General features: G+C 70.9%; 20 protein-coding genes, 1 tRNA gene and 1 pseudogene. 14 read left to right on the forward strand and 8 right to left on the reverse strand.

Going from position 1 to position 26,951, the window contains the following annotated elements:
• Positions 1-64: 64 nt before the first annotated feature.
• Positions 65-811 carry a Fic family protein gene (locus tag AWC24_RS13450; protein WP_109560445.1) on the forward strand — a complete coding sequence of 249 codons (747 nt, stop codon included), beginning with the start codon at positions 65-67 and terminating at the stop codon, positions 809-811.
• Positions 812-1,229: 418 nt separating this feature from the next.
• On the opposite strand, the gene AWC24_RS13460 is transcribed toward AWC24_RS13450, so the two are convergent.
• A complete protein-coding gene (locus AWC24_RS13460; protein WP_109560446.1) occupies positions 1,230-2,087 on the reverse strand; it encodes an HAD-IB family hydrolase in 858 nt (285 codons plus the stop codon).
• Between the two features lie 417 nt (positions 2,088-2,504).
• Here AWC24_RS13460 and ssd point away from each other — a divergent pair, with 417 nt between their 5' ends.
• From ssd to AWC24_RS13495, 7 genes are all read left to right on the forward strand, one after another.
• Positions 2,505-3,581, forward strand: coding sequence for a septum site-determining protein Ssd (ssd, locus tag AWC24_RS13465; protein WP_109560447.1), 1,077 nt, complete (start codon positions 2,505-2,507; stop codon positions 3,579-3,581).
• Entirely contained in the window at positions 3,578-4,753 is a 1,176-nt protein-coding gene (locus AWC24_RS13470) for a TadA family conjugal transfer-associated ATPase (protein ID WP_085085628.1), read from the forward strand. Before ssd ends, AWC24_RS13470 begins: the two co-directional genes overlap by 4 nt.
• Complete coding sequence (locus AWC24_RS13475) at positions 4,750-5,550, forward strand: type II secretion system F family protein (RefSeq protein WP_085085630.1); 801 nt, start codon at positions 4,750-4,752, stop codon at positions 5,548-5,550. Before AWC24_RS13470 ends, AWC24_RS13475 begins: the two co-directional genes overlap by 4 nt.
• The gene (locus AWC24_RS13480) at positions 5,547-6,131 is read left to right on the forward strand and encodes a type II secretion system F family protein (protein WP_174813658.1); all 585 of its coding nucleotides are present in this window, start codon (positions 5,547-5,549) and stop codon (positions 6,129-6,131) included. The genes AWC24_RS13475 and AWC24_RS13480 overlap by 4 nt, the downstream gene beginning before the upstream one ends.
• Positions 6,132-6,254: 123 nt before the next feature.
• Positions 6,255-6,419 (forward strand): DUF4244 domain-containing protein, encoded by a 165-nt coding sequence (locus AWC24_RS13485; RefSeq protein ID WP_083040186.1) that lies wholly within the window; start codon positions 6,255-6,257, stop codon positions 6,417-6,419.
• A gap of 6 nt (positions 6,420-6,425) precedes the next feature.
• Positions 6,426-6,773 carry a TadE family type IV pilus minor pilin gene (locus AWC24_RS13490; protein WP_085085632.1) on the forward strand — a complete coding sequence of 116 codons (348 nt, stop codon included), beginning with the start codon at positions 6,426-6,428 and terminating at the stop codon, positions 6,771-6,773.
• 16 nt (positions 6,774-6,789) lie between these two features.
• Positions 6,790-7,101 carry an Rv3654c family TadE-like protein gene (locus AWC24_RS13495; protein WP_085085634.1) on the forward strand — a complete coding sequence of 104 codons (312 nt, stop codon included), beginning with the start codon at positions 6,790-6,792 and terminating at the stop codon, positions 7,099-7,101.
• Positions 7,102-7,152: 51 nt separating this feature from the next.
• On the opposite strand, the gene AWC24_RS13500 is transcribed toward AWC24_RS13495, so the two are convergent.
• The 3 genes from AWC24_RS13500 to sftH form a co-directional block, all read right to left on the reverse strand.
• Entirely contained in the window at positions 7,153-7,758 is a 606-nt protein-coding gene (locus AWC24_RS13500) for a DUF732 domain-containing protein (RefSeq protein ID WP_085085636.1), read from the reverse strand.
• Between the two features lie 151 nt (positions 7,759-7,909).
• Positions 7,910-8,941, reverse strand: coding sequence for a PAS domain-containing protein (locus tag AWC24_RS13505; protein WP_085085638.1), 1,032 nt, complete (start codon positions 8,939-8,941; stop codon positions 7,910-7,912).
• A 299-nt stretch (positions 8,942-9,240) separates the two neighbouring features.
• Positions 9,241-11,604 carry a DNA 3'-5' helicase SftH gene (sftH, locus tag AWC24_RS13510; RefSeq protein WP_085085640.1) on the reverse strand — a complete coding sequence of 788 codons (2,364 nt, stop codon included), beginning with the start codon at positions 11,602-11,604 and terminating at the stop codon, positions 9,241-9,243.
• A 311-nt stretch (positions 11,605-11,915) separates the two neighbouring features.
• Here sftH and AWC24_RS13515 point away from each other — a divergent pair, with 311 nt between their 5' ends.
• The 3 genes from AWC24_RS13515 (at position 11,916) to topA (ending at position 15,772) form a co-directional block, all read left to right on the forward strand.
• Positions 11,916-12,119, forward strand: coding sequence for a cold-shock protein (locus tag AWC24_RS13515; protein WP_005138711.1), 204 nt, complete (start codon positions 11,916-11,918; stop codon positions 12,117-12,119).
• 137 nt (positions 12,120-12,256) lie between these two features.
• Entirely contained in the window at positions 12,257-12,868 is a 612-nt protein-coding gene (locus tag AWC24_RS13520; RefSeq protein WP_085085771.1) for a hypothetical protein, read from the forward strand.
• A 129-nt stretch (positions 12,869-12,997) separates the two neighbouring features.
• The gene (gene topA, locus AWC24_RS13525) at positions 12,998-15,772 is read left to right on the forward strand and encodes a type I DNA topoisomerase (RefSeq protein ID WP_109560448.1); all 2,775 of its coding nucleotides are present in this window, start codon (positions 12,998-13,000) and stop codon (positions 15,770-15,772) included.
• Position 15,773: 1 nt separating this feature from the next.
• Here topA and AWC24_RS13530 read toward each other — a convergent pair whose 3' ends face one another.
• Positions 15,774-17,480: an adenylate/guanylate cyclase domain-containing protein gene (locus AWC24_RS13530; protein WP_109560449.1), complete on the reverse strand. Its 1,707-nt coding sequence runs from the start codon at positions 17,478-17,480 to the stop codon at positions 15,774-15,776.
• 1 nt (position 17,481) lies between these two features.
• Between AWC24_RS13530 and AWC24_RS13535 the strand changes: the two genes are divergently transcribed.
• The 3 genes and pseudogenes from AWC24_RS13535 to AWC24_RS13545 form a co-directional block, all read left to right on the forward strand.
• Entirely contained in the window at positions 17,482-18,708 is a 1,227-nt protein-coding gene (locus AWC24_RS13535; RefSeq protein WP_174813657.1) for a DNA polymerase III subunit delta', read from the forward strand.
• A gap of 31 nt (positions 18,709-18,739) precedes the next feature.
• Positions 18,740-18,812 (forward strand) — tRNA-Thr (locus AWC24_RS13540).
• A gap of 228 nt (positions 18,813-19,040) precedes the next feature.
• Positions 19,041-19,816 (forward strand): annotated as a pseudogene (locus tag AWC24_RS13545) (class I SAM-dependent methyltransferase); the annotation flags it as partial.
• 6 nt (positions 19,817-19,822) lie between these two features.
• Here the strand turns inward: AWC24_RS13545 and AWC24_RS13550 are convergent.
• The 3 genes from AWC24_RS13550 to AWC24_RS13560 are packed head-to-tail and all read right to left on the reverse strand — an operon-like array spanning position 19,823 to position 26,932.
• On the reverse strand, positions 19,823-21,175 hold the full coding sequence (locus tag AWC24_RS13550; RefSeq protein ID WP_085085773.1) for a M1 family metallopeptidase: 1,353 nt from the start codon (positions 21,173-21,175) through the stop codon (positions 19,823-19,825).
• Positions 21,172-25,080 carry a Pls/PosA family non-ribosomal peptide synthetase gene (locus AWC24_RS13555; RefSeq protein WP_085085649.1) on the reverse strand — a complete coding sequence of 1,303 codons (3,909 nt, stop codon included), beginning with the start codon at positions 25,078-25,080 and terminating at the stop codon, positions 21,172-21,174. The genes AWC24_RS13550 and AWC24_RS13555 overlap by 4 nt, the downstream gene beginning before the upstream one ends.
• Before the next feature lie 58 nt (positions 25,081-25,138).
• Complete coding sequence (locus AWC24_RS13560; RefSeq protein WP_085085651.1) at positions 25,139-26,932, reverse strand: hypothetical protein; 1,794 nt, start codon at positions 26,930-26,932, stop codon at positions 25,139-25,141.
• Between the last annotated feature and the right edge of the window lie 19 nt (positions 26,933-26,951).

Below are 26,951 nucleotides of genomic sequence, written 5' to 3' on the forward strand. Positions count from 1 at the left end.
CACCGGCCCGGGGGCCGGCTCCGGTGAGCCTCGCCGAACCGCCGCGCCGGTAGTGTCACAGCCCGTGATCACCGACCCATTGGCCCCGCTGCTCGAACTGCCGGGCGTCGCCGAGGCCAGCGAGAAGGTCCGCGACGAGCTGGCACGGGCCCACCGGCACAAGACCAACGTGCGGGGGTGGCCGGTCAGTGCCGCCGAGTCCTCGCTGCGGGCGGCCCGGGCGTCGTCAGTGCTCGACGGCGGCCCCACCACGGTGGACGCGCGCTCGACCGGTGATCCGGTGTTCGCCGGCGCGCTGCGGGTGGCCCAGGCCCTGGAAGGCGGGGAGACCTCGCTGGTCGAGGTGTGGCGGCGGGCCCCGCTGCAGGCGCTGGCCCGGCTGCACGTGTTGGCCGCCGCCGATCTGGTCGACGAAGACCACCTCGGCCGGCCGGCCGGTGGCGGCGAGGTCGGACGCCGGCTGGAGCTGCTCGCCGACCTGGCCGCCGGCGGCACCACGGCGCCGGCGCCGGTGTTCGCCGCGGTGGTGCACGGCGAATTGTTGACGCTCGCACCGTTTGGCAGCGCCGACGGCGTGGTCGCCCGGGGTGCGGCCCGGCTGGTGACGATCGCCAGCGGGCTGGACCGGCACGGACTCGGTGTGCCCGAGGTGACCTGGATGCGTAAGGCCGGCGCGTATCGCCGCGCCGCGCAGGCTTTCGCCGGCGGTTCCGCCGAGGGTGTGACGGACTGGCTGCTGTTGTGCTGCGGTGCGCTGCACGCCGGCGCGCTGGATGCGCTGGGGATTGCTGAAGCGGGCGCCAAGCGCTGAATCCGCGGCCGGCGGAGCAAAACGAAGCGGGCGGCGCTCCGATGAAATCGGCTCGCCGCCCGCTAGTACGGTACACGGTTACCAAGCGTCCAACGTGGGTTGCGTGGGTGGCCTCGGCGCTCGTGCGGTGCTCCTCGGCTGCAGCCCCACCCAAAGGGCTGTCGGGACCGATTACGTTCCGCAATTACGCAGGCCCGCAACGCTTCTGCCATCTTCGCGGCTGTGGCTCCGCGTGGGTACCGCTATCCGTACTGGGAAGTGCGGCTCGGGAGATCGATCCTTCTCTTCCGGGTCGACCCTGGCCTTGCCGGCTTCCGTGCCTCCTTTGTACTACGTGATGCACGACACAGCAAGGCCTAATCGCAAACGTCGTCGACGACGTCACCTGATTGTGACCGCGCGGGTTTGCTGGAGTGGGTCAGAACACCCGGCGTCGCAGCAGCGAGTAGGTCAGCGCCCCGGCCACGACAGCGCTGATGCCGACCGCGGCGGTGGTGGCCACCGCGGCGCCGGACGGGGCCGGAAGGCGGTCGCGCAGTGACACCGGCCGCGAGAAGGTCAGCACCGGCCAGCCGTTGGCGACCGCCTCCTTGCGCAGGGCGCGGTCGGGGTTGACCGCCGAGGGGTGACCGACCGCCTGCAGCATCGGTAGGTCGGTGATCGAATCCGAATAGGCGTAGCAGTGCTCCAGCGGGTAGCCCTCCCGGGCGGCCAGCTCCCGGATTGCCTGCACCTTGCCCTCGCCGTAGCAGTAGAACGCGATCTCGCCGGTGTACTTGCCGTCGGCGACGACCATGCGGGTGGCCATGGCGTGGGTGGCGCCCAGGGCCCGGGCGATCGGTGCGACGATCTCCTCGCCGGAGGCCGAGACCACCACCACGTCGCGGCCGCAGAGCTTGTGATCGGCGATCAGCTCGGCCGCCTCGGCGAACACCAGCGGGCTGACGATGTCGTGCATCGTCTCGTTGACGATCGCCTTGATTTGTTCGACGTTCCAGCCGGTGCACATGTTGGTCAGGTGGGTTCGCATCCGCTCCATCTGATCGTGGTCGGCCCCGGACAGCAGCATCAGGAACTGGGCGTAACTCGACTTGAGCACGGTGCGACGGTTGATCAGTCCCTGGTCCATAAAAGGTTTGCTGAAGGCCAGCGCGCTGGACTTGGCGATGATGGTGTGGTCGAGGTCCAGGAAGGCGGCGGTGCGGGTCCGGCTGCCGGTTTCCCCCGGCGATCCCTGCGACTGCGGCTGCCGGGTGTCCGGGTCGGAGGCCATCACGGCTACAGCATAGGTGCGAGGGCCGTCTGAACCGGGGCTATGCCGGAAAGAGCACTTCAGCGGCCGTGCCGTCCCGAGGGTGACCTTTTGGCGACAACACTTGCGCCGGACCGGCATGTCGTGTGTATAGTGTCATCACTCGGCTTATGCTGAGGGTGTATCGGCCCGACCCCCCGGGGTTGATACACGACGACCTCCGCCTCCTCCCCCCCTGGCGGGGGTCGTCTTTTTTAACCGGTCATTCTTCGCTGGAATGAGCTCTGAGCCTTCCTTCGAGTACCGAAAATCGCAATTATGATCCGATTGGTATTGATATTGCGCTGCCTCCTGTCGGGCAGTTCTGCACAGACGCGGTTGCGCTCCACAACTGGCGCGTAGTGCCTGGCGTGGCAACGGTCGCGCCGCCACGGTGAGGGCGTGAGCACAACCGCTGGCCTGTTGGCCCTTGTCGCCCAGCCCGCGATGCGCGACGAACTCGACCGGGTGGCCGCAGCCGTGGGCGTACGCGTCATCCAGCCCGGCGCCGCATCGGTGCCGAGCCGCAAGGCCTGGACGGCGGCCGCGGCCGTAGTGGTCGACGAAGCCGCCGCCGCCCGCTGTTCGGCGGCCCGGCTGCCGCGCCGCGCGCACGTCATCGTCGTCACCGGGGCCCAACCCGGCGCGGCCAGCTGGCAAGGTGCCGTCGCGATCGGCGCGCAGCGGGTCCTGACGGTGCCGGCCGACAGCGACGAACTGGTGGCCGAGCTGGCCGAGGCGGCAGCGGCGGTGCGTGACGGCGGGCGCCGCGGCGAGGCCATCGCGGTGATCGGGGCGCGCGGCGGAGCCGGCGCATCGCTGCTGGCGACGGCGCTGGCCCAGCGGGCCGGGGATGCGCTGCTGGTCGACCTGGACGCCTGGGGCGGTGGCATCGATCTGCTCGCTGGCACCGAGCACGCCGCCGGCCTGCGCTGGTGCGATCTGACCGCGCAGACCGGGCGGTTGACCTGGCCGGCGCTGCGTGAAGCACTGCCGCGGCAGCGTGGCGTCAGCGTCCTGGCGGGAGCCCGGCGCGACCAACAACCCCGCGAGATCGATGCCGGAGCCGTCGACGCTGTGGTCGAGGCCGGCCGCCGCGGCGGGGTCACCGTGGTCTGCGATCTGCCCCGGGCCCTGACCGACCCGGTCGAGACCGCCCTGGGCGCTGCCGACCTGGTGGTGGTCGTCAGCCCGTGTGATGTGCGTTCGTGTGCGGCCGGCGCCGCCATCACTCCGCGGCTGCGGGCGGCCAACCCCAACGTCGGCCTGGTGGTGCGCGGGCCGGCGCCCGGCGGGCTTCGCGCCACCGAGGTTGCCGAGATCATCGGGTTGCCGCTGCTGGCGACCTTGCGAGCCGAGCCGCGGCTGGCCGAGCGGCTCGAACACGCCGCGTTGCGCCTGCACCGCCGGTCGGCGCTGGCGGCCGCCGCCGGCCGGGTGCTCGAAGTGTTACCCGCCCGAAAGTCCTTGGCGGCATGAGGGATTCGCTGATCGACCGGGTTCGGGAAAGGCTGGCATCGGAGTCGTCGGCATCCTCGGAGCTGCGCCCGGAGACGGTGGCCGCGGCGATCCGGGCCGAATCCGGCGGGGTTCTCGGCGACACCGAGATGCTGTCCAACCTGCGGACACTGCAAACCGAACTGATCGGCGCCGGGATCCTCGAACCGCTGTTGTGCGCAGCGGACACCACCGACGTTCTGGTGACCGCCCCGGACGCGGTATGGGTCGACGACGGAGCCGGCTTGCGGCGCACCGACGTCCGGTTCGCCGACGAAGCCGCGGTACGCCGATTGGCCCAACGGCTGGCAGCGGCCGCCGGGCGCCGGCTCGACGACGCCCAGCCATGGGTCGACGGCCGCCTCGGCGGAATCGGCACCGGGGAGTTCACCGTGCGCCTGCACGCGATACTGCCGCCGGTCGCTGCCGACGGGACCTGTCTGTCACTACGGGTGTTGCGACCGGCGACCCAGGACATCGCCGCATTGGCCGCGGCCGGCGGCATCGCGCGCCCGGCGGCGGCGTTACTGGCCGACATCGTCGGTGCCCGACTGACGTTTCTGGTCTCCGGTGGCACCGGCGCCGGAAAGACCACGCTGTTGGCGGCGATGCTGGGCGCGGTGCACCCCCGGGAGCGGTTGGTCTGCGTCGAGGACGCCCCGGAGTTGCAGCCGCGCCACCCGCATCTGGTCCGGTTGGTCGCCCGGGCGGCCAACGTCGAGGGCGCCGGCGAGGTGGGGTTACGCGATCTCGTCCGCCAGGCGCTTCGGATGCGGCCGGATCGGCTGGTGGTCGGCGAGGTCAGAGGCGCCGAGGTGGTCGACCTGCTGGCCGCGTTGAACACCGGCCACGACGGCGGCGCGGGCACCGTGCACGCCAACAGCCCCGCCGAGGTCCCGGCCCGCCTGGAAGCGCTGGCCGCACTCGGCGGCCTGGACCGCGCCGGGCTGCACAGTCAACTGGCCGCCGCCGTCCAGGTGTTGTTGCACGTCGGACGCGAGCGCAGCGGCAGGCGCCGGCTCACCGACATCGCACTGCTGCGCCGCACCGCCACCGGCATGGTGCAGGCCGCTCCGGTGTGGCAGGCCGGTCGGGGACTCAGTGAGCATGTCAGCGAATTCCGGGCGCTGCTGCGCGAGCGGAGGCCGGCGTGACCGGCCCGGCGGTCGCGGCGCTCGCGCTCGCTGCGGCGGTGCTGCTCGGCGGCTCCCCGCGCCGGCGGTTGCGAGCGGGCGCCCGCCCCGGACGCCGGGCCACCCGGTGGGCAGTGTTGGGATTGTCGGCCGGTTGCGTCGCCGTGCTGGCCGTGGTCGCGCTGCCGACCAGCGGCTGCCTGGCGGGGGCACTGGCTGCCGGCACCGCTGCGCTGCGCCATCACCGGCGCCGCCGCGGTCGCCGGGCCGCGGCGGAGTCGCGGGCCCTGGAGGCCGCGCTCGATGTGCTGGTCGGTGAGCTGCGTATCGGAGCGCATCCGGTGCGGGCGTTCGCCGCTGCCGCCGCCGAAACCGGTCACGGCGCGGTGGCCGCCGGCTTGCGCGGGGTGGTCGCCCGCACCCGGCTGGGCGCCGACGTCGTCACCGGCTTGCGTGATGCGGCCGGATCCTCGGCAATGCCCTCGCACTGGGAACGGCTCGCGGCCTACTGGCAGCTCGGCGGCGAACAGGGCCTGGCGGTGGCCATCCTGATGCAGGCCGCCCACAGTGATATCACTGCCCGGCAACGGTTTACGGCTCAAGTCGACGCCGGGATGGCCGGCGCGCGGGCGTCGGCGATGATCCTGGGCTGCCTGCCGGTGCTCGGTGTGCTGCTCGGGCAAGCGATCGGGGCCCGCCCGGCCGGCTTTCTGCTCGGCGGCGGCCCGGGCGGAGTGCTGTCGGTGCTCGGCGTGAGCCTCATCTGCGCCGGGCTGCTGTGGTCGGACCGGATCACCGGACGCGCGGGCGCCCTATGAGTGCCGCCGCGGTGCTGCTCGCGATGGCCGTGCTGGCCGCCCCCTCGACGGTGCGGGCGCGGGCCGGAATACCGCGGCCGGAACGTCCGGTGCGCCACCGGATGACGCCGGGCGGCGACGCGCTGGCACTGGCCGCCGGCCTCGAGGTGTTCGCCCTGTGCCTGACCGCCGGCATGCCGGTCCCGGCTGCGGCCGCGGCCACCGCCCGTTACGCGCCGCCGCAGTTGGCGGGCGTGCTGCGCCGCGGCGCGGACCTGTTGGCCCTGGGCGCCGAGCCCGGCATCGCGTGGTCGGCCCCGCCGGACGGCGCGGCCGGTGCGCTCGACCCGTCGATCACCGCGGCGCTCCGGTTGGCCCGGCGATCGGGGGCCTCCGGTGCGGCCCTGGCGACCGGACTCGGTGAGCTGGCCGCCCAATGCCGAGCGGATGCGGCACACAACGCCACGGCCGCCTCCGAGCGGGCCGGGGTGCTGATCGCCGGGCCGCTCGGCCTGTGCTTCCTACCGGCCTTCGTGTGCCTGGGCATCGTGCCGGTGGTGGCCGGGCTGGCCGGTGACGTGCTGCGGTCGGGCCTGCTGTGAGCGGGCGATGCATCGCGGAGGTGCCGCGGAAACCCGCTGGAGAAGACGGATGATTGAGGAGGTCTGGTGAAAACACCGATATTGCAGGCGCGCAACGCGTTCCGGATCGTCCAGCTCAAGCTGATGTTGCTGGCGTCCGACGAGTCGGGGATGTCCACGGTCGAGTACGCGATCGGGACCATCGCGGCCGCCGCCTTCGGGGCGATCCTTTACACCGTGGTGACCGGGGACTCGATCGTCGCCGCGCTGAATCGGGTGATCGGGCGCGCCCTGAACACCAAGGTCTGACGGGCGTTGGCCGGCCGTGGCCGACTCGCCGACGATGCCGGCGCCAGCACGGTCGAGGCGGCGTTCGCGCTGGCGGCGCTGGTCACCGTGCTGGTGCTGTGTCTGGCCGGGATCAGCGCGGTGTCCGCCCAGGTCCGTTGCATCGATGCCGCCCGGGAGGCGGCCAGGTTGGCGGCGCGCGGCGATGCGCCGGCGGCCACGGCGGTGGTGCGGCGGATCGCGCCCGCCGGCGCGGCGGTCCGGCTGCGCTCTGACGGCGGCTTCCTGGTCGCGACGGTCACCGTCCGGCCGGCGCTGCTGCCGGGCCTGGTGGTCAGCGCCGAGGCGGTCTCAGCCGCCGAGCCGTCCCGGTGAGGCCGGCGCGGCCACCGTGGCCGCCGCCGCGATGGTGGCCGTGTTGCTGACGGTCACCGGCGGGGGTTTCCTGTTGGGCGCGGCGGTCATCGCTCGGCACCGGGCGCAGTCGGTCGCCGACTTGGCCGCCCTGGCCGGCGCAGCCCGCATCCCCGTCGGACCCGAGACGGCATGCGCGGCGGCGCAACGACTGGCCCGAAAGATGGCTGTCCGCGAAATCGATTGTGCGGTCGACGGACTCGACCTGGTGGTCACCGTCACGGTCGCAGTGCCGGGCCGGCGGATCGGTCCGGCCAGGGCGAGCGCTCGCGCCGGTCCCGTCGGCTAGCGAGGCCGGCAGGTCGGGTATCGCTTGTGCGTCGTGGGTGGATTCCTCTGCCTACGGGCAGTAGATCTCGCGACTCTTCTGGAATGCGATGTCGACCTGCTGCGGCGTGAAGTTGGGGTTGCCGTCGCCGAGATCCGTCAGGATCTGTTGGGGCGAGGATCCGTGAGCGAGCCGCCTACATACCTCTTGCGCCACCTCGGCGTCCCGCTCCGGAATGCCGGGACCTTTGAGCCCGGCGTCGTTCAGCGCCTTGTTCAGCTGCTCCGCCTTCGGCACCGGGGCCGGCTGCGGAGGATTGGCCGGGACTCGGGCGGCCGGCTGGCGTACCGGCGTCTTCGTGCTCAGTGGCGGTACGGCCGCAGCCGGCGGCGGCGGGGCCGCCGAAGCCGCGGGAGGTGCCACCGGGATCGGCCCGGTGTGGGGACCGATCCTCACCCCGGCCGACTCATCCGGTGGGGCCCAGAGGATCGCCACTGCTGCCGCACCGACCACGGCAGCTGCCAGCAGGTTCGCCGACCGCAACAGCATCCGCGGGGCACGAACGGCGACGGCGCCGGTACCACCGCCGATGTCGGGGACGTACGGCGTCGGCTCCGGTCCGTCCTCCTCGGCGCTGTAGGCCAGTTCGGCGCCGTACCCGAGCGCTGCTTCATCCATGACCGTCGGCTCGACGGTCGTGTCACCACACTCCGCAACGGGACTCGAGCCTGTGATCTGGTCTTTCTCCACGCGCCGACTTTATCGCTGGCTGCCGACAAGTCGGCCGCGATGCCGACGGTCCTATCGCCAGGGACGGTGCTTGCGGTCGCTAGGACCCGTCGGCCGGCGGGTCCAGCCCGGCGTCAGCCAGTTCGCCGTCGGTGGGCAGCCGCAGCGCGATCAGGCCGGCGTAGGTGCCCGCTTCGAGCTCGATCCGGTTCACCGTCACATGCACCGGCGACCAGCCCCCGTCGGCCTGGCGCAGTCGCAGCACTCCGGTCGCCGGCCCGGCGGTGAAATCGGTTGTCATGCGGGCGACCAGGGCTTCGTCGTCGGGATGCACCCGGGGGGCGTCGACCGTGCCGCGCCAGTCGTAGAACGGACACGGGTCGTCCAGCCACTTCAGCAGCCGCCAGTCGATCAGGTCGACCATGGCCCGGTGCACGCCGGGCTGCGCCAGCCCGTGCAGGATCTGCTGCGCCAGGAAATCGGGACGGTGCACGGTGCCGTCGAGTTGGCCACGCCAGTTCATGCCCCGCGCAACCAGGTGCTCACGCCCACCGAGATCGGACTCCCAGGCGGTTCGCGCCACGAAACCCACCCGGATGGTGTCGCCGCGAAAATCGGTGACATCCCAACTGCTGCAGATGGTCTTGTCGGGTTCAGCCTGAATCGCCAGTGCCAGCACCTTGTTCTCGTTGGGGCTGAAGTCGCGGGCGGGCAGTTCCTCGGCGAAAGCCCGGCCGTGGGTAGCCTCCACCTCGGGATCCTTGCCGCTGTTGGCCAGTGATTCCTCAGTGTCGGTGGCGACGCCGAGCGTCAGATCCCACTTCAGCGGGCCCGGGGTGGGACGCTCCGGTGGTTCGACGTCGGCGGGGCCACTCCAGACGTGCACACCGTGCACGCGGCCGTCGGACATCACCACCGGCTCGGTCCGGATCACCCGATCATGTTTGGGGGTGATGCTGACCAGGCTCTGCCCGGTGCCCATCGTCTCGGCGATCGCAGTCCGGATCGCGGCCAGATGCGGGCTGCGGCGCAGGAACTGGGTGATCGGCACCAGATTCTTCACCTGTCGGCCCTGCGCGACGACTGCCGGTTCACCGCCGAGCGTCTCCACCAGCAACCAGTCGTGCGCCATAACCGGGGATTTTACGGCCAACGGTTCGCTACCAGCACCAACAGCAGCCGTTTGCCAGTTTTATCCAGCGACTAGCGGTACCGTGGTTGGTTTTCGAGTTGCGTTGCTGCCGTACAGCCGGTAACTTACGGCCGCGTCCGGCTCTGTACCGGTCTTGGGGAACGGATCGTTCTCGACCGTTCGTCTCGCTGCTCCGTCGGCGTCTCCGGTGGCAGGTTTGCCACGGGAGCCTGCGGGGTATCGGTTCGGGGAGTCGGCCGTTCGGGGGGTCGGCCGACTCCCGCAACCGTGCTCACCGCTTAATGCCGCCCCGTGCCGTTGAGCCTGTCGAGCACCAATCGCAGCACCCGCACCGCACCGTCCTTGTCCAACGGGTCGTTGCCGTTGCCGCACTTGGGCGACTGCACGCACGATGGGCAGCCCTGCGGGCATTCACAGGCTTCGATCGTCTCGGCCGTGGCCGCCAGCCAGGTGGCCGCCGAGCGGAACCCCCGCTCGGCGAAACCCGCGCCGCCTGGATAGCCGTCGTAGACGAACACGCTGGGCAGCGCGCCCAGCGAGCCCGGCCCCAGCGGGGTGGACAGCCCGCCGATGTCGCCGCGGTCGCAGCTGGCCACCAGCGGCAGCATCCCGATCGCCGCATGCTCGGCGGCGTGCAACGCCCCCGGTATCCGCGCTTCGGTGATGCCACAGCCGGCCAATGCCTCGGCGGTGACGGTGTAGACCACCGCAGTGGTCGGCAGCGTCGCCGGGGGCAGCTCCAGCTCGACGAAGTCCAGCACCTCGCCGGTCGGCAGCCGGCGCAGGTAGCCGACGATCTGGCGGGTCACCGTGACCGGCATCAGGCCCAGGCTGACCGGCCCGAACCAGGCGCGTTCACCGTCACCGGCCACCTCGATGTCGGTGATCTCCCGGGCGAACGTGGCGTAACCGGGATCCTCGGCGTGCACGAAGGCGATCCGGCGTTCGATGTCCAGCGAATCGACCAGGTAGCTCTCGCCCTGGTGCAGATACACCGCCCCAGTGTGCACGGTAGCCGGCGCCCGCCCGGCGTCGACATTGCCCAGCAACCGGCCGGTGTCCGCCTCCACGATCGCCACCTGCCCCCCGGCAGCGCCCCGGATGTCGACCTCGTGATGCGGGTCGAGCCCGGGCGCAGGGAAGTACTTCTCGGAGCGCCGGCGCAGCAAGCCGTCGTCGACCAGGTTCTCGGCGACCCGCTCGGCGCCCAGTTGCGCCACCTCGGCCACCGTCAGCGGCAGTTCAGTGGCCGCGCACAGCAGCTGCGGCGCCAACACATACGGGTTGGCCGGGTCGATCACCACCTGCTCGATCGGTTTGTCCAGCAGCGCCGCGGGGTGATGCACCAGGTAATTGTCCAGTGGGTCGTCGCGGGCGATCAGCACGATCAACGCGGTCTGACCGCGACGGCCGGATCGGCCGGCCTGCTGCCAGAACGACGTCACGGTGCCGGGAAAACCGGCGATCACCACCGCGTCCAGCCCGGCGATGTCGACCCCGAGCTCCAGCGCGTTGGTGGTGGCCAGCCCGTACAGCTCGCCGTCGGTCAGGGCACGTTCCAGCCCCCGGCGGTCCTCGGCCAGATAACCCGCCCGATAGGAGGCGACCTTGTCGGCCAGCACCGGGGCGACCGATTCCAGCCGGGTGCGGGCCGCCAGCGCGGTCAGTTCGGCGCCGCGGCGAGAACGGACGAAGGTCAGGGTTCGCGCACCCTCGGCGATCAGGTCGGCCATCACGCGGGCCGCCTCGGTTCCCGCGGCACGGCGCACTGGTGCACCGTTCTCCCCGGTCACGTCGGTGCGCAGCGCGGGTTCCCACAGCGCAATCGTGCGGGCGCCGTGCGGCGAGCCGTCCTGGGTGACCTCGGCGACCGGGTGTCCGATCAGTGCCGAGGCGCTGGCCCCCGGCGCCGCGGTGGTGGCACTGGCGAAGATCGCGACAGGCCCTTGGTGCGCGGGCGCCCCCGATCCCGAGTAGCGGGCACACAACCGCAGCAGCCGCCGCAGCACCATCGCCACATGGGAGCCGAAGACGCCCCGGTAGTAGTGGCATTCGTCGACGATCACGAAGCGCAGCCCGCGCAGGAACACCGCCCAGCGGGCATGGTTGCGCAGCAGCGACAGATGGATCATGTCCGGGTTGGAGAACACCCAGCGGGACCGTTCCCGGGCGAACCGGCGCAGCTCGGCTGGGCTGTCGCCGTCGTAGGCGATCGGGGCCACGGCACCGGCGGCCTCGCTCAGCCGCGGCACCGCCGCGGTCAGCGCGTGCGCGGTGCGCAGCTGATCGTGTCCCAGCGCCTTGGTCGGCGACAGGTACAGCGCCCGGGCACGCGGATCGGCTGCCAGCGCCGCCATGACCGGAAGTTGATAGGCCAGCGACTTTCCCGACGCCGTGCCGGTGCTGATCACCACGTGACGTCCGGCGTGTGCCAGGTCGGCCGCGGCCAGCTGATGCGACCACGGCCTTTCGATCCCGCGCCCGGTGAAGGCGCCGACGATGTCGTCGTCGGCCCAGTCCGGCCAGGCTCCCGCCTGCCCCGGCGATGCCGGCAGATCGGCGACGTGGCGCAGCGGATCTTCACCCGGTTCGATGCCGGCGAGCGCGGCGGCCAGCAATTCACCGCCGAAATTCACCGTCATTCATCCTGTCCTCAGTCCCACACAGAAAGCCCGCCGACGTATTGTTCACCCCCCGACCGGCATTTTGCGCACCGCAGTCTGTCCTCGGCGCGACGAACGTGGTTGACTGATGGGCGGTCGTAGCTTCTGTGTTCGTGTCAAGCCTTCGCAGGATCTGTGGTTGCGGCCGCAGTGCCCGCGGGGGATTGGTCGGTGGCAGCATCGACTGACCGCCAGGGTACGGCGGCCGGAACAGGCCCGGGGTAGCGAAAGGCGGTGCCCCGAACAACGGTGCTATGCACCGGGCAAGAAGAGTAAGGAAAGATCGACAAATGCCACAGGGAACTGTGAAGTGGTTCAACGCGGAGAAGGGCTTCGGCTTCATCGCGCCTGAAGACGGGTCAGCGGACGTGTTTGTCCACTACACGGAGATCCAAGGGTCCGGCTTTCGCACCCTCGAGGAAAACCAGCGGGTGGAGTTCGAGGTCGGGCAGAGCCCCAAGGGCCCGCAGGCCACCGGCGTCCGCGCCGTCTAAGCAACGGAATTTGGCGACACCCCCCGGACAGCTCCCATCAACGGAGCAAAGCCGGGGGGTTTCGTTACGGGTGGGTCGGGCAGGATGATCCGACCCGAACGCCGCCGGGGATGCTGCACCGGCTTACTGTCGGTTACGTGAGCCAGCTTTCCTTCTTTTCGGCAGAGTCGGTGCCGCCCAGCGTCGCCGACCTCTCCGGGGTGCTGGCCGGCCCGGGCCAGATCGTCGTCATGGGCGCCGAGGCGCGACTGTCGGTCGTGGTCGATGCGCAGTGGCGGGCGGTGGCGCTGGCCGAGCTGATAACCGAGGCAGGGTTGCGCCCGGAGATCACCCGCACCGACGAGGACACCCCGCTGGTGCGGACGGCGGTGGATTCGCGGCTGCGCGTGCTGGCGCAGGCCTGGACGCAGGGAGCAGTGAAGACTGTGCCGCCGCAATGGGTTCCGGGCCCGCGGGAGCTGCGGGCGTGGACGCTGGCGGCCGGCGCCGCAGAAGCCGACCGGTATCTGCTCGGTCTGGACCCGCACGCGCCGGACACCTTCGCGCCGCTCGCCTCGGCCCTGACGCGGGCCGGCATAGCGCCCACCTTGATCGGCACCCGCGGCAGCCACCCGGCGTTGCGGATCACCGGCCGCCGCAGGCTCGCACGGCTGGTGGAAAACGTCGGGGAATCACCGCCCGTGCCCGAGGCGTTGAGCCAATGGCCGCGTGTCGAGGCACCGATCCCGGGCCATCGGGGGCGTCTTTGAGAGAATTCAGTGCTGACCGGCGGTTTGCGTCGGCACGGCTGTGAGTGTGAGATTGTCAGTTGTCCACCGGAGGCGCGACCTGCAGGTGCGGACAGAAGTGGAGCGTAAGCGCAGTTGGCTGACTCGAAGATGGTGGGTGCCCGCAACGGCGACAAGGACTCACCCGTGCGGCGACTCGTCATAGTCGAGTCGCCCACCAAGGCGCGGAAAATCGCCGGTTACCTGGGCAGTAACTACGTCGTCGAGTCCTCCCGGGGCCATATCCGGGACCTGCCGCGCAACGCCGCCGATGTGCCGGCGAAGTACAAGACCGAGCCGTGGGCGCGGCTCGGGGTGAACGTCGACGCCGAGTTCGAGCCGCTCTACATCGTCAGCCCGGACAAGAAGAGCACCGTCACCGAGCTCAAGGGACTGCTCAAAGACGTCGACGAGCTCTATCTGGCCACCGATGGTGACCGGGAAGGCGAGGCGATCGCCTGGCACCTGCTGGAGACACTCAAGCCGCGCGTGCCGGTCAAGCGGATGGTGTTCCACGAGATCACCGAACCGGCGATCCGCAACGCCGCCGAGAACCCCCGCGACCTGGACAGCGACCTGGTCGATGCGCAGGAGACCCGGCGCGTCCTGGACCGGCTCTACGGCTACGAGGTCAGCCCCGTGCTGTGGAAGAAGGTCGCACCGAAGCTGTCGGCGGGCCGGGTCCAGTCGGTGGCCACCCGCATCATCGTGCAGCGCGAACGCGAGCGGATGGCGTTCCGCAGCGCCTCCTACTGGGACGTGGTGGCCCAGCTGGACGCCAGCGTCTCCGACCCGAACGCCGCCCCGCCCACCTTCACCGCCCGACTGGTCGCCGTCGACGAGCTGCGGGTGGCCAGCGGACGCGACTTCGACTCGCTGGGCACGCTGCGCAAACCCGACGAGGTCCGGGTGCTCGACGAGGCGGCCGCGACCGCGCTGGCGGCCGGACTGCAGGGCGCGTCGCTGTCGGTGGCCTCGGCGGAGGAGAAGCCCTACACCCGGCGGCCCTACGCGCCGTTCATGACCTCGACGCTGCAGCAGGAAGCCGGCCGCAAGCTGCGGTTCTCCGCCGAACGGACGATGAGCATCGCCCAGCGGCTCTACGAGAACGGCTACATCACCTACATGCGTACCGACTCGACGACGCTGTCGGCCAGCGCCATCGACGCCGCGCGCACCCAGGCCCGCCAGCTCTACGGCGAGGAGTACGTCTCGCCCACACCGCGGCAGTACACCCGCAAGGTCAAGAACGCCCAGGAGGCCCACGAGGCGATCCGGCCGGCCGGCGAGACGTTCGCCACCCCCGACGCGGTGCGCAACGAACTGGGCAGCGACGAGTTCCGGCTCTACGAGCTGATCTGGCAGCGCACGGTGGCCTCCCAGATGGCCGACGCCCGTGGCACCACGCTGAGCCTGCGTATCGGCGGCCGATCGGGCGATCAGCAGGTGACCTTCGCCGCCAGCGGCCGCACCATCACCTTCGCCGGCTTCCTCAAGGCCTACGTGGAGACCGTCGACGAGTTGGCCGGCGGTGAAGCCGACGACGCCGAGCGCCGGCTGCCGCAGCTGACCCAGGGACAGCGGGTGGATGCCGCCGAGGCGACCCCGGACGGGCACTCCACCAACCCGCCGGCCCGCTACACGGAGGCCTCGCTGGTCAAGGCGCTCGAGGAACTCGGCATCGGGCGACCCTCGACCTACTCGTCGATCATCAAGACCATCCAGGACCGCGGCTACGTCTACAAGAAGGGCAGCGCGCTGGTTCCGACCTGGGTGGCGTTCGCCGTCACCGGTCTGCTCGAACAGCACTTCGGGCGGCTGGTCGACTACGACTTCACCGCGGCCATGGAGGACGAACTCGACGGCATCGCCGCCGGGAGGCAGCGCCGCACCGACTGGTTGCACAACTTCTACTTCGGCGGTGACCACGGGGTGGAAGGCTCGATCGCCCGCGCCGGCGGGTTGAAGAAGCTGGTCGGGGTCAACCTGGAGGGCATCGACGCCCGCGAGATCAACTCGATCAAGCTGTTCGACGACGAGCAGGGCCGGCCGGTGTATGTCCGGGTCGGCAAGAACGGCCCGTACCTGGAGCGCATGGTCGCCGGCGACGACGGCGAGCCGACGCCACAGCGCGCCAACCTCGACGACTCGCTGCCGCCCGACGAACTGACCCTGGCGTTGGCCGAGGAGCGTTTCGCCACCCCGCAGGAGGGCCGGCCGCTGGGCGTCGACCCGGAGACCGGGCACGAGATCGTCGCCAAGGACGGGCGCTACGGCCCCTACGTCACCGAGATCCTGCCGCCCCCGCCGGACGACGAGTCGGGCAGCACCGCCAAGAAGGGTAAGAAGCCGACCGGGCCCAAGCCGCGCACCGGTTCGTTGCTGCGCAGCATGGATCTGCAGACGGTCACCCTCGAGGACGCGCTGAAGCTGCTGTCGTTGCCGCGGGTGGTCGGCGTGGACCCCGGTTCCGGCGACGAGATCACCGCTCAGAACGGCCGCTACGGCCCGTATCTGAAGCGGGGCACCGATTCTCGGTCACTGTCCACCGAGGAGCAGATCTTCGAGATCACCCTCGAAGAGGCGCTCAAGATCTACGCCGAGCCGAAACGCCGTGGCCGCCAAGCGGCTGCCGCGCCGCCGCTGCGTGAGCTGGGTGCCGACCCGGCGACCGGCAAGCCGATGGTGATCAAGGACGGCCGGTTCGGGCCGTACGTCACCGACGGTGAGACCAACGCCAGCCTGCGCAAGGGCGACGAGGTGGCGTCGATCACCGACGAGCGGGCCGCGGAACTGCTCGCCGACCGGCGGGCCAAGGGGCCGGTGAAGAAGGCCGCCAAGAAGACCACCCGCAAGGCGCCGGCCAAGAAAGCCACCAAGCGCTGAGTCAGTCCGCCGCGGTGGGGGTCCCGGCGTTCTCGGGGTTCTCGGGGTTCTCGGGCGAGACCGCATCGGTGGTCGCAATCTTCAACGGTCGCGCCAACTGAGTGGAGCCGGCGCGCCCGCGCAACTCGACGATCTCGCCGACCTCCCAGCACAGCGCCTCCGAATCGACCGCCCCGCTGACCGCGACCGCCGACGCCAGCACGTGGCCTTCCTCCAGCTTGGCCAGCTCGGTCAGCCGGGCGGCCTCGTTGACCGGGTCGCCGATCACGGTGTACTCGAAGCGGGCGCGGGCGCCGATATGGCCGGCGATGGCCCGCCCGGCGGAGACGCCGATGCCGAATTCCTCCGAACTGAGCACCGGCAGCAGTTGGTCGTGCAGTTCACGGGCCGCCGCCAACGCGGCGCTGCACGCGTCGGGGTGCTCGATCGGGGCGCCGAAGATCGCCAGCGCCGCGTCACCCTGGAACTTGTTGACGAAACCACCGTGCCGTCCGACGGCCTCGACCACCACCCGGAAGAACTCGTTGAGCAGGTTGACGACTTCGCTGGGCGGCCGGGTCGATGCGAGCTGGGTGGAGCCCACCAGGTCGACGAAGAGCACTGCGACGTCGCGTTCCTGGCCGCCCAATTCGGTGCCGCGTTCCAGGGCGCGGCGCGCCACGTCCTCGCCGACGTAGCGCCCGAACAGGTCCCGCAGCCGTTGCCGCTCGGCCAGATCGCGCACCATGTCGTTGAACCCGGCCTGCAGCAGCCCGAGTTCACTGGCGTCGTAGATCTGCATGTGGGCGTTGTAGTTACCGCGCTGCACCTCCCCGAGCGCCCAGCGCAGCTGGCGCAGCGGATCGGCGATCGACATCGACACCAGCGCGGTGCCGGCCAGTCCGATGACCAGTGCGGCCAGCGCCATGAACAGGATCGGGGTGAACAGTTTGTCCGCCGAGGCGTCGAGCAACGACGTCTTGGCGGCCACCACCGACAGGACGATCGCCAGCAGCGGCACGCCGGTCGACAGCAGCCAGGTCAGCAGCTGACGCAGCAGGACCCCGGGGGCCCGCAGGTTCTCCGGCGCCCCACCGCGCAGTGCCGCGACCGCGACCGGCCGCAGCACCCGCTCGGACTGCAGGTAGCCGATGATCGCGGTGGCGGCAGCGCCGAGCGCGGTGGAGGTGACCACCACCGGCAACACGTCGTGGGTCACCGGCCAGCTGGCGACGACGAACACCACCCCGCCCACCGTCCAGTAGCTGATGCTGATCAGCGAGCGGTAGAACGGCATTCGCAGCGCCCGGGACCGGGCCAGTTCGGTGTCGGCGGGGTCGGCTTCGGTGTCGGGCTCGGCCAGCATCGCCTCGCGGCGTTGCCAGCGGAACACCGGCATCAGTAACAAGGTGCTGAGGGTGAAGCCGAGGACGAACAGGCACAACAAGGTGACGGCGAAGATCACCAGGTTGACGCGCGGCAGATCCTGCAGGTTGATCCGGTCCTCGATCGGCAGACCGAACCGCAGGAAGCCGAACACGAACAGTGAGCCGATGATGTCGGCCTGCAACATGCTCAGCGTGAACACCGGCCACGGCGTGCGCACCACCCAGCGGACGAATCGGCTGATCCGCCCGCCCAAGCCCGTGGTACTCACCAGGACACCGTATCCGGCGGGAAGGGCAAAGCCAGAGTCCGAATGTCTCGGCCAACCACTACTGTGACCGATGATGACCGGGGTTTTCGCACGATTGGTGGGCCAACAGCCGGTGGAGGCCGAGTTGCTGGCGGCAGCGCGGGCATCGCGCTATGACACTGCTCACAGCATCCGTACCGCCGGGGGTATGTCACACGCCTGGCTGATCACCGGGCCGCCGGGATCGGGCCGCTCGATCGCGGCGGTGTGCTTCGCGGCGGCGCTGCAGTGCACCGCCGACGACACCGACGGCGGGCCCGGATGCGGAACTTGCCGGGCCTGCACCACCACGATGGCCGGCACGCACGCCGACGTCCGGCGGGTGGTGCCCGAAGGGTTGTCCATCGGCGTCGACGAGATGCGGGCCATCGTGCAGGTCGCCTCCCGGCGTCCCGGGACCGGCCGGTGGCAGATCGTGGTGATCGAGGACGCCGACCGGCTCACCGAGGGTGCGGCGAACGCACTGCTCAAGGTCGTCGAGGAGCCGCCACCGTCGACGGTGTTCCTGCTGTGCGCCCCGTCGGTCGATCCGGAGGACATCGCGATCACCTTGCGGTCCCGGTGCCGGCATGTGGCGCTGGTGACGCCGCCGACCGCAGCGATCGCCCGGGTGCTGATCGACACCGACGGGCTCGACGACGAGACGGCCGCCTGGGCGGCGGCGGTCAGCGGCGGGCACGTGGGCCGGGCCCGCCGGTTGGCCACCGACCCGGAAGCCCGTCAGCGCCGGCAGCGGGCGCTGGCGCTGGCCCGCGACGCGGCCACCCCGTCCCGGGCGTTCGGCGCGGTCGACGAACTGGTGGCCGCGGCCGAATCCGAGGCCCATGACCTGACCGCCGATCGGGCCGAGGCCGAGACCGAGGAACTGCGCACCGCGCTGGGGGCCGGCGGCACCGGCAAGGGCACCTCCGGGACACTGCGGGGCACCGCCGGGGTGATCAAAGACCTGGAGCGCCGGCAGAATTCGCGTCACAAGCGGGCCTCGCGCGACGCGCTGGACCGAGCCCTGATCGACCTGGCCAGCTACTTCCGCGACGCCCTGCTGGTCGCCGCGGCGTCGGGCGGCGCCGCGCGGCCCAACCATCCCGACATGGTCGATGCCGCCGCGGCGATGGCCGGCCACGCGCCGGCGGATGCGCTGTTGCGCTGCATCGAGGCGGTGCTGGAATGCCGCGACGCGCTGGCGACCAACGTCAAACCCCGGTTCGCCGTCGGGGCCATGGTCGCCACCATCGGTCAGGCGCTGCGGGCCGACCTGTAAACTCGGCTGGTCCCGGTCTCGGTCGGGGCGCGCCGCCTTAGCTCAGTCGGTAGAGCGATTCACTCGTAATGAATAGGTCAGGAGTTCGATTCTCCTAGGCGGCTCCGCTTATCGGTAGAAAGCTGGTCCCGGCGCCCGCCGGTGCCGCATGCCCTTCGATCTCGACCGGGCTCGGCCGCGACCCATCACATCGTATCGACAATGATTTTCAATAATCCGTGTTTCGCCCTACCATCAGGATCGCGCACCTCCCCCCGAGCCCTGGCCCGCCGGTCGTTGCCGGTGCGCGCGACGCTGTGCGGGTGAAGCGAGCAATCCCGTTGCCCAGCAACCTCAAACCGGGTGTGTCGGCACTGTTCCGCTACATCGAGACCCTGCACGGCGACCGGGCGTGGGGCAGCATGTTGGACTCCGGCACCGGGGTGAAATCCCTGCAATGGATCGAAACCCTGCCGACCGATAGCTGGACGGCGATCACCGCGGCACCCAGTATGGTCGACGCGACCCGCGAGGCGCTCGGCGAGAAGATCCGGCCTCAAGACCGGCTGCTGGTGGGCAACTGGATCGATGCCAACCTGCTTGCCGGCGAGACCTTCGACACCGTGCTGGTCGACTACCTCGTCGGCGCGATCGAAGGTTTCGCCCCCTACTGGCAGGACCGGGCGTTCGAAAGACTGCGTCCGCTGGTCGCCGCCGGCGGCCGACTCTATGTCGTCGGATTGGAGCCCTACGTTCAGTATCAGCCCAAGACCGACAGCGGCCGCATCGTTTGGGAGATCGGCCGAGTCCGCGATGCGTGTCTGCTGTTGGCCGGCGAACGTCCCTACCGTGAATACCCGCTCTCGAATGGATACTCCGACAGCTCGGTCCGGCGGGTTTCCGGCCGGTGGCGAGTCGCCACTTCCCGATCCGCTACGGTGCGCGATACATCCACCGCCAGCTCGATATGTGCCGCAATCGACTCGAACGCGTCGGCTCGCCGGAACTCGGCAGCTCGATGCGCCGGTACGTCGACGAGCTGCAGTCCAGAGCGCTGGCGGTCCACGAACGCGAAGGCGGGCTCCGGCACGGCCGCGACTACGTGATCGCCGTGGAGCCCATTGCTTGAACGGCCTCAGCGGTCTCCCAGCGCCGGAAGCTCGGCGGAGTACAGCCAGGCCTGCCACAACGGCTGCAGCGACACCGTGGTGTAGCCGGCGGCCAGCCCGGTGAAATCCTCGGTGGCAGCGTTGCCGTGGCGGTAGCGCGTCGTCCACTCGCGCAGCAGCGCGAAGAAGTCCTCGTCGCCCAGCTTGCCGCGCAGCAGATGCAGGGTGAGCGCGCCGCGCTTGTAGACCCGGTCATCGAACATGTCCGCCGGACCCGGATCGGCCAGCAGCAGATCCTGCGGCAGCACGGCCAGCTTCTGGTGGTAGTGCTGCGCCCACTCGCCGGCGCTGCGCCCGCCGGAATGCTCCGACCACAGCCATTCGGCGTAGCAGGCGAACCCCTCGTGCAGCCAGATATCGCGCCAGCGCCGCACGGTGACACTGTTGCCGAACCACTGGTGGGCCAGCTCGTGGGCGATCAGCCGCTCCGATCGCCGCCGGCCGTCGCAGTGGTTGGCGCCGAAAACCGAAACCCCCTGGGCCTCAAGGGGGATCTCCAACTCGTCGTCGGTGACCAGCACGGTGTAGCCGGCTGCCAGCGGGTAGGGGCCGAACAACCGCACGAACAGTTCCATCATCTGCGACTGGCGGGCGAAATCCCGGTCGAACTGCCGGGTCAGCCGGGCCGGCAGCACGGCGTGGATGGGCACGTCCGAATCGGGCAGTCGTCGGGTCACATACCGGCCGATCTGCAGGGTGACCAGGTAGGGCGGTGTCGGCTCGGGTTGCTCATAGGTCCAGCTGGTGCGGGCCGATCGGGCCCGCCGCGACACCAGTGCGCCGTTGGCGACCGCACGGTAGGAACTGTCGGTGCTGATCTGGACCCGATAGCTGGCCTTCGCCGTGGGCCGGTCGTCACACGGAAACCACGTCGGCGCACCGTTGGGCTGCCCCGAGACCAGCGCCCCATCGGAGAGCTCCTCGAAACCTACTTCGCCCCACAGTGTTTCGCTGGGGCGTGGCGAACCCGAATACCGCACCGCGATCACCAGCGCCGCCCCGGCGGGCAACTCGGCGGCCAGGGTGATCCGCAGCTTGGCCGCTGAGGTGCCGAACCGGGCGGGCTGGCGGCCGTTGACCCATACCTTGGCCACCGACAGCGCATCGGCGAGGTCCAGGGTGACCTCGCCTAACGCGGCGAGCGTGACCGCGGTGATGGTCGCGGTGCCCGACAACCGATTACTGGAGACCTTGTACTCCAAGTCCAGTTCGTAGCGCGACACGCGATAGCCGGTGTTACCGCTGCCGGGCAGGTACGGGTCCGCAACGGGCGCAACGCTGTCGGTCGCCGTGGCGGAGGACTTGACCGGTTTGCTCACGCTGCGGACTCCTCGGTCGGCGCGCGCGAAGAACCGCGCTTCTTGCGGGGCACCGGCCACGGCGCGATCGGGTTGCCCTGCCAGCGGGTCGCCGGCGGCACCTCGTCGCCGCGCATCACCAGGGATGCCGGTCCGATGGTGGTGTCGGCGCCCACCCGGGCCGCCGGCAGCGCCACGCAGTGCGGACCCAGGGTGGCGCCGGCTTCCAGTGTGACGGTGTCCAGCTGCATGATCCGGTCGTGGAACAGGTGGGTCTGCACCACACAGCCGCGGTTGACCGTCGCCCCGGGGCCCAATGTCACCAGGTCGGCTTCGGGCAGCCAATACGTCTCGCACCACACCCCGCGGCCGATGGTGGCGCCCAGCGCCCGCAACCACAGGTTCATCACCGGGGTGCCGGTGGCGGCCCGGGCGAACCACGGCGCGGCCACCGTCTCGACGAAGGTGTCCGACACCTCGTTGCGCCAGACGAACGGTGACCACAACGGGTGCTCGGTGGCCCGGATCCGGCCCACGGTCAGCCATTTGGCCACCACCGCGATGCCGCCGGCCACCGCACCCGCCGCCAGCAATGTCACCCCGCTGCCCAAGGCGGTCCAAAGGTAACCGAACCGCGTTGCCGCCCACTGCAATACACCGAGCAACGTGACCCCGATCCCAAAGGTCACCATGACCGGGATCAGCCGGAAGGTCTCCATGACGGCGCGCATCAGCTTCAGCCGCAATGGTGGTTCGAAGGTCCGCTCGGCGTCGAGGTCGGCCGTCTTGCGGCGCAGCCGGACGGGCGGGCTGCCCAGCCACGACGAACCGGTTTTGGCTTTGTGCGGCGCCGTCGACAGCACCGCCACCAACGCTCGGTCGGGCACCCGCCGGCCCGGCTGGGTGATGCCGGAGTTGCCCAGGAAGGCGCGTTCGCCGATGGTGGCCGGTGCGACGTGGATCCAGCCGCCGCCGAGTTCGTAGGAGGCGACCATGGTGTCGTCGGCGAGGAAGGCTCCGTCGGCGATCGTGGTGAACTTCGGGATCAGCAGGGCCGTGGAGATCTCGGTGCCGTCGCCGACCTTGGCCCCCAGCAATCGCAGCCACCACGGCGTGACCAGGCTGGCGTACACCGGAAACAGATAGTCGCGCGCGGAGTCCATCAGCCGCTCGGTGGCCCACAGCTGCCAGCCCTGGCGGCTGCGCACCGGGTGATAACCCTCGGCCAGTCCGATCGACAGCAGCCGGACCGCGACGACGGTCAGGGCGGCGTAGCCGGCCAGCGCGGTCAGCGCCGCCACCGGCGTCCACAACGCCGCCGGCCCGATTGCCGACCCCAACGTTGCGGCGTCACCGACAGCCCGGCCGACCACGGCCAGCCCGGCGCCCAGCGCCAGCAGCGGCAGGCCGCCCAGCAGTATCGACGTCAGCCCGTAGACCGTCACCCACACCGGGCGCCGCGGTGGCCGGTGATCCGGCCAGGGATGGCGCGCCTTACCGGATTTCACCGCCGGCGAGCCGGTCCAGTACTGGCCCTTCTTGACCTCGCCGGTCACCCCGGAGCCGGGGGCGACGTCGGCGTCCTTGCCGACCGATGCGCCCGGCAACAGCGTGGTGCGGGCGCCGATGGTGGCATCGTTGCCGACGGTGATCGGGCCGACGTGGAACGCCTCGCCGTCGATCCAGTACCCGCTCAGGTCGACCTCCGGTTCGATGGAGCACCGGTGCCCCAGCGTCAACATCCCGGTCACCGGCGGCGCGGAGTGCAGATCGACGCCCTTGCCGACCTTGTTGCCCAGTGCCCGCGCGTAATACACCAACCACGGTGCGCCGGCCAGATTCTCGGCGCCGCTGGCCGCCGCGAGGCGTTCGGCGATCCAGACCCGCAGGTGTTCGGGGCCGCCGCGCCGATAGCTGCCGGGCTGCAGGCCGGCCAGCAGTGCGCGGGCCCCCAGCGCGGCGATGCCCATCCGGCCCAGCGGGGTGACGAACAGCACGAAGCCGGCGATCACCCACCACCAGTCCAGGCGCGCCAGCCAGGGCAGCGGATGCCACGCGGCAACCACGTTGTTGAGCAGCGCCAGCCAGGTCACCCATTGCAGGCCGGACAGCGTCGCCAGCGGCACCGACAACAGCACCTGGGCGGCCTGGGTCAGCCGCGGCATGGGCTGCACCGGGCACGGCGCGGCCGCCGCCGCGGGATCGCTGCGGCCCATGTCGTCGAGGAATCCGGCCAGCGAGCCGAGCCTGGGCCGGTCGTAGAGCTGGGCGACCGTGGTCTGTGGGTAGCGTTGCCGCAACGCGGCCACCAGCTGGGCGGCCTGCAGCGATCCGCCCCCAAGGGCGAAGAAGTCGGCCTGCTCATCGTCGACCGCGGTGCCCAGCACCTCACGCCACAGCCCGGCCAGCCAGCCCAGCGTGCTGTCCGGGTCGCCGGCGCCGGCCAGGCCGCCCGGTTCGGGGCCCACAGGCCACGGCAGGGCATCGCGGTCCACCTTGCCCGACGTTCGGGTGGGCAGCTCGCCGACCAGCACCAGCCGGGGGATCAGCGCGGCGGGCAGTCGCCGGTCCAGCTCCACGCGTGCCGCGGCCAGGTCGAAATCCGGGTCGCTGCTGACCAGATAACCCACCAGCAGCGGTGTTCCGCCTGCACTGTTGCGCACCGCGGCCGCGCCCCCGCTGACCCCGGGCAGCGCCACCAGCGCACTGTCGACCTCGCCCAATTCGATGCGCCGCCCACCGACCTTGACCTGATCGTCGGCGCGGCCGCAGAAAATCAACCCGTCCGGTTCCAGTCGCACCAGATCGCCGCTGCGGTAGGCCCGCTGCCACTCCAGGGCGGGCAGCGGTGCGAACTTCTCGGAGTCCCGGTCGGCGTCGAGGTAGCGGCCCAACCCGACGCCGCCGATCACCAACTCGCCGACCTCGCCGGTGGCCACCGGCTCGCCGTCGGCGCCGATCACGGCCAGGTCCCAGCCGGCCAGCGGCAGCCCGATCCGGATCGGCCCGGACTCGCCCAGCTGCGCCGCGCAGGCCACCACGGTAGTTTCGGTGGGACCGTAGGTGTTCCACACCTCGCGGCCGTCCATCGCCAGCCGGGCCGCCAGTTCCGGCGGGCACGCCTCACCGCCGAAGATCAGCAGCCGCACCGCTTCCAGCGCCTCGGCCGGCCACAGCGCGGCCAGCGAGGGCACGGTCGACACCACGGTCACGTCCCGAGACACCAGCCACGGCCCCAGGTCCATGCCGCTGCGCACCAGCGAGCGTGGTGCGGGAACCAGGCAGGCGCCGTACCGCCACGCCAGCCACATCTCCTCGCAGGATGCGTCGAAGGCGACCGACAACCCGGCCAGCACTCGGTCGCCGGGGCCGATCGGGCTGTCCTGCAAGAACAGTCGCGCTTCGGCGTCGACGAACGCCGCCGCGTTGCGGTGGGTGATCGCCACGCCCTTGGGGGTGCCGGTGGATCCCGAGGTGAAGATGATCCAGGCGTCGTCGTCCGGCGACGGCGCCGACGCGCGCCCACCGCGAGACGCGCCGGGGCCGCGGCCCAAGCCCTGTTCGGTGAGTATCGCCGCCACCTGCGCCTCGGTGAACACCAGGTCGGCCCGTTCGGCGGGATCGTCGGCGTCGACCGGGACGTAGGCGGCGCCGGTGGCCAGGGTGGCCAGGATCGCCACGTAGAGCGCGTAGCTTCCCGAGGGCATCCGGATGCCGATGCGGTCGCCGCGGCCGAGACCGCGGGCGGCCAGCCAGGCGACGCTCTCCTCGATGTCGGCGATCAGCTCGCCGTAGGTCAACACCACCTCGCCGTCGTCGATCGCGGCGGCGTCGGGATAGCGGGCCGCGGTCTCCTGCAGGATGTCGATCAGGGTGCGCGGTCCGGGGGCCGAGGAGGCGCGCAGGTACTGCGTCGGGACTTGCACCGGGGGCACGTCTGTAGAACGTACCCAGCACCCGGACGTCGTGCAGCGCGCCGCGCGGTCACTTCGGTGCGACGTAGCCGAGCGGCCCCGCCGCGATGCACACCGACAGTGCCGCGGTGTCGGCGCGGGCGGTGAGGTTGTGACCGCTGCCGGGAAGCCGCACGAACACCCGATTGAGCCCCGGTCGCACCCGGACCCGGACGTCGGGTCCGTCTGACAATGACAGCGTGATGGCGCCGTCGACGTTGGCCAGGTAGTTGATCTCGGCAGTCCAGTCGGCCGGCAGCAGCGGACCGTCTAAGCCGAGCGTGACGGGCAGCTCCGGCTGCACCAGATAGCCGCACTGCGGCACCGGCCCGGCAATGATGGACCGTACCCAGGTCACCTGCGCGTCGGTCAGCGTTCCGGCGCTGGTGAGCATCCGCAATCGCGTTGTCGCCGAATCGAACTCGGGCCGGTCGCGAACCAGTGCGAACAGGTGGCCGGCCAGGTTCTCCGGATGGACCACCCGCTGCAACACCAGCGGGTCGACCTCCTGATCGAGCAGCGGCGCGTCGGATTGCGCGCGGGCGGCGGCCAGCGCCGGCAGGGCGTTGTGCAGATACGGCCGGGCCGGGTCGTCGCGCCAGCGGGCCAGGAACGTCGCCGTCGAATACAGGCTGCTGGCGGTGAAGGCCACCGCCAGGCAGCCCACCACCGCGGTGCGCCACGGTGCGGCGTCCAGCCACCGCGACGAGTCCCGGTTGGGGGCGCACAACCCGACGGCGCCCAGGATCGCCAGCACCACGACCAGATCGGCCAGGTACCGCAGGGTCTGGGCAAGTTCCAGCGCGGTGAACGCCGAGGACCGCATGAGATAGATCGGCACCTGGCAGGCCGCCGCGTAGCCGGCCGCGGCCAGCCACACCGGCAGCAGTCGGCGTTTGCGCGCCAGCGACACCGCCAGCAGACCCGCCAGCACCAACCAGCCCAGCGTCATCACCGCCGCGCCCGGCAGCGCCCACGGCGAGGCCGGTGCCCACCGGGCCCACGTCCAGGGGCCGCCGGCCAGGCTCGGCACGATGCCGTGGGTGACCGAGCGCCACAACAGCGCGCGGGTCATGTCCGGGTCCAGGCTCCACCGCTGCTGATCGACCACCGCCAGATAGACCGCGATCCACCCACCGGTCACCGCCAGGCTCGCCGTCCACAACCGGGCCCCGGCCCGCCATGCCTGCGCGAGCGCGTCGGGCACCGTTGCGCCGGAGACATGGCGCAGCAGCGCCGCGGCGGTGAACGCCACGAACGGGATCACCGCGGCCTTCTCGAAGAACAGCAGACCCCCCGCATAGGCCAGCGTGCCGGTCAGCGCGTAGCGCCGATTCCCGGTGCGCGCCAGCAGGATCGCATCGGCGCACACCCAGGCCAGCGCCGCGCACATTGGCAGCGAGTTCAGCGCCGCCGCCCACCACGCGAACGCCGGCAGGCCCAGCGTGCAGAACAGCGCGAACACCAGCGGCACCAGCAGTACCGGCCGCCAACCCAGGATCACCCGCAGCGCCCGCAGCAGCGCCAATGATGCCAGCAGCTGCAACACCACCAGGCTGACCGCCGGGGCGGCCCACTGCAACGGCCACAGCCGGCTCAGCACGCCGGCGAGCAGAAACGCGCCGGGCATCACGTGACCGTCGTGGTCGTCGAACAGATACGACGGCGAGAGCAGATCGTGGGTGCCGGCCCGGCCGATCAGGATCAGATCGTCCCAGTAGAAGAAACCGCCGAACGCCACCACCGCCCGGACCGCCAGCTGCGCGGCGATCAGGGCGAGCGCCGCCCAACAGACCCAGGGCAGGGTCGCCAGTCGGGTGCGCATGCGTCTTTCTTACCGGTCG

The organism is Mycolicibacter senuensis, from assembly GCF_002101885.1.
GTDB classification, from domain to species: Bacteria; Actinomycetota; Actinomycetes; order Mycobacteriales; family Mycobacteriaceae; genus Mycobacterium; species Mycobacterium senuense.

Excerpts from the sequence above, each read along its gene's own strand:
- AWC24_RS13480 (WP_174813658.1), top strand. The coding sequence starts at position 5,547 with ATGAGTGCCGCCGCGGTGCTGCTCGCGATGGCCGTGCTGGCCGCCCCC.
- AWC24_RS13515 (WP_005138711.1), top strand. The coding sequence starts at position 11,916 with ATGCCACAGGGAACTGTGAAGTGGTTCAACGCGGAGAAGGGCTTCGGC.
- sftH (WP_085085640.1), bottom strand. The coding sequence starts at position 11,604 with ATGACGGTGAATTTCGGCGGTGAATTGCTGGCCGCCGCGCTCGCCGGC.
- AWC24_RS13535 (WP_174813657.1), top strand. The coding sequence starts at position 17,482 with ATGACCGGGGTTTTCGCACGATTGGTGGGCCAACAGCCGGTGGAGGCC.
- AWC24_RS13485 (WP_083040186.1), top strand. The coding sequence starts at position 6,255 with ATGTTGCTGGCGTCCGACGAGTCGGGGATGTCCACGGTCGAGTACGCG.
- AWC24_RS13505 (WP_085085638.1), bottom strand. The coding sequence starts at position 8,941 with ATGGCGCACGACTGGTTGCTGGTGGAGACGCTCGGCGGTGAACCGGCA.
- AWC24_RS13500 (WP_085085636.1), bottom strand. The coding sequence starts at position 7,758 with ATGGATGAAGCAGCGCTCGGGTACGGCGCCGAACTGGCCTACAGCGCC.
- AWC24_RS13560 (WP_085085651.1), bottom strand. The coding sequence starts at position 26,932 with ATGCGCACCCGACTGGCGACCCTGCCCTGGGTCTGTTGGGCGGCGCTC.
- topA (WP_109560448.1), top strand. The coding sequence starts at position 12,998 with ATGGTGGGTGCCCGCAACGGCGACAAGGACTCACCCGTGCGGCGACTC.
- AWC24_RS13470 (WP_085085628.1), top strand. The coding sequence starts at position 3,578 with ATGAGGGATTCGCTGATCGACCGGGTTCGGGAAAGGCTGGCATCGGAG.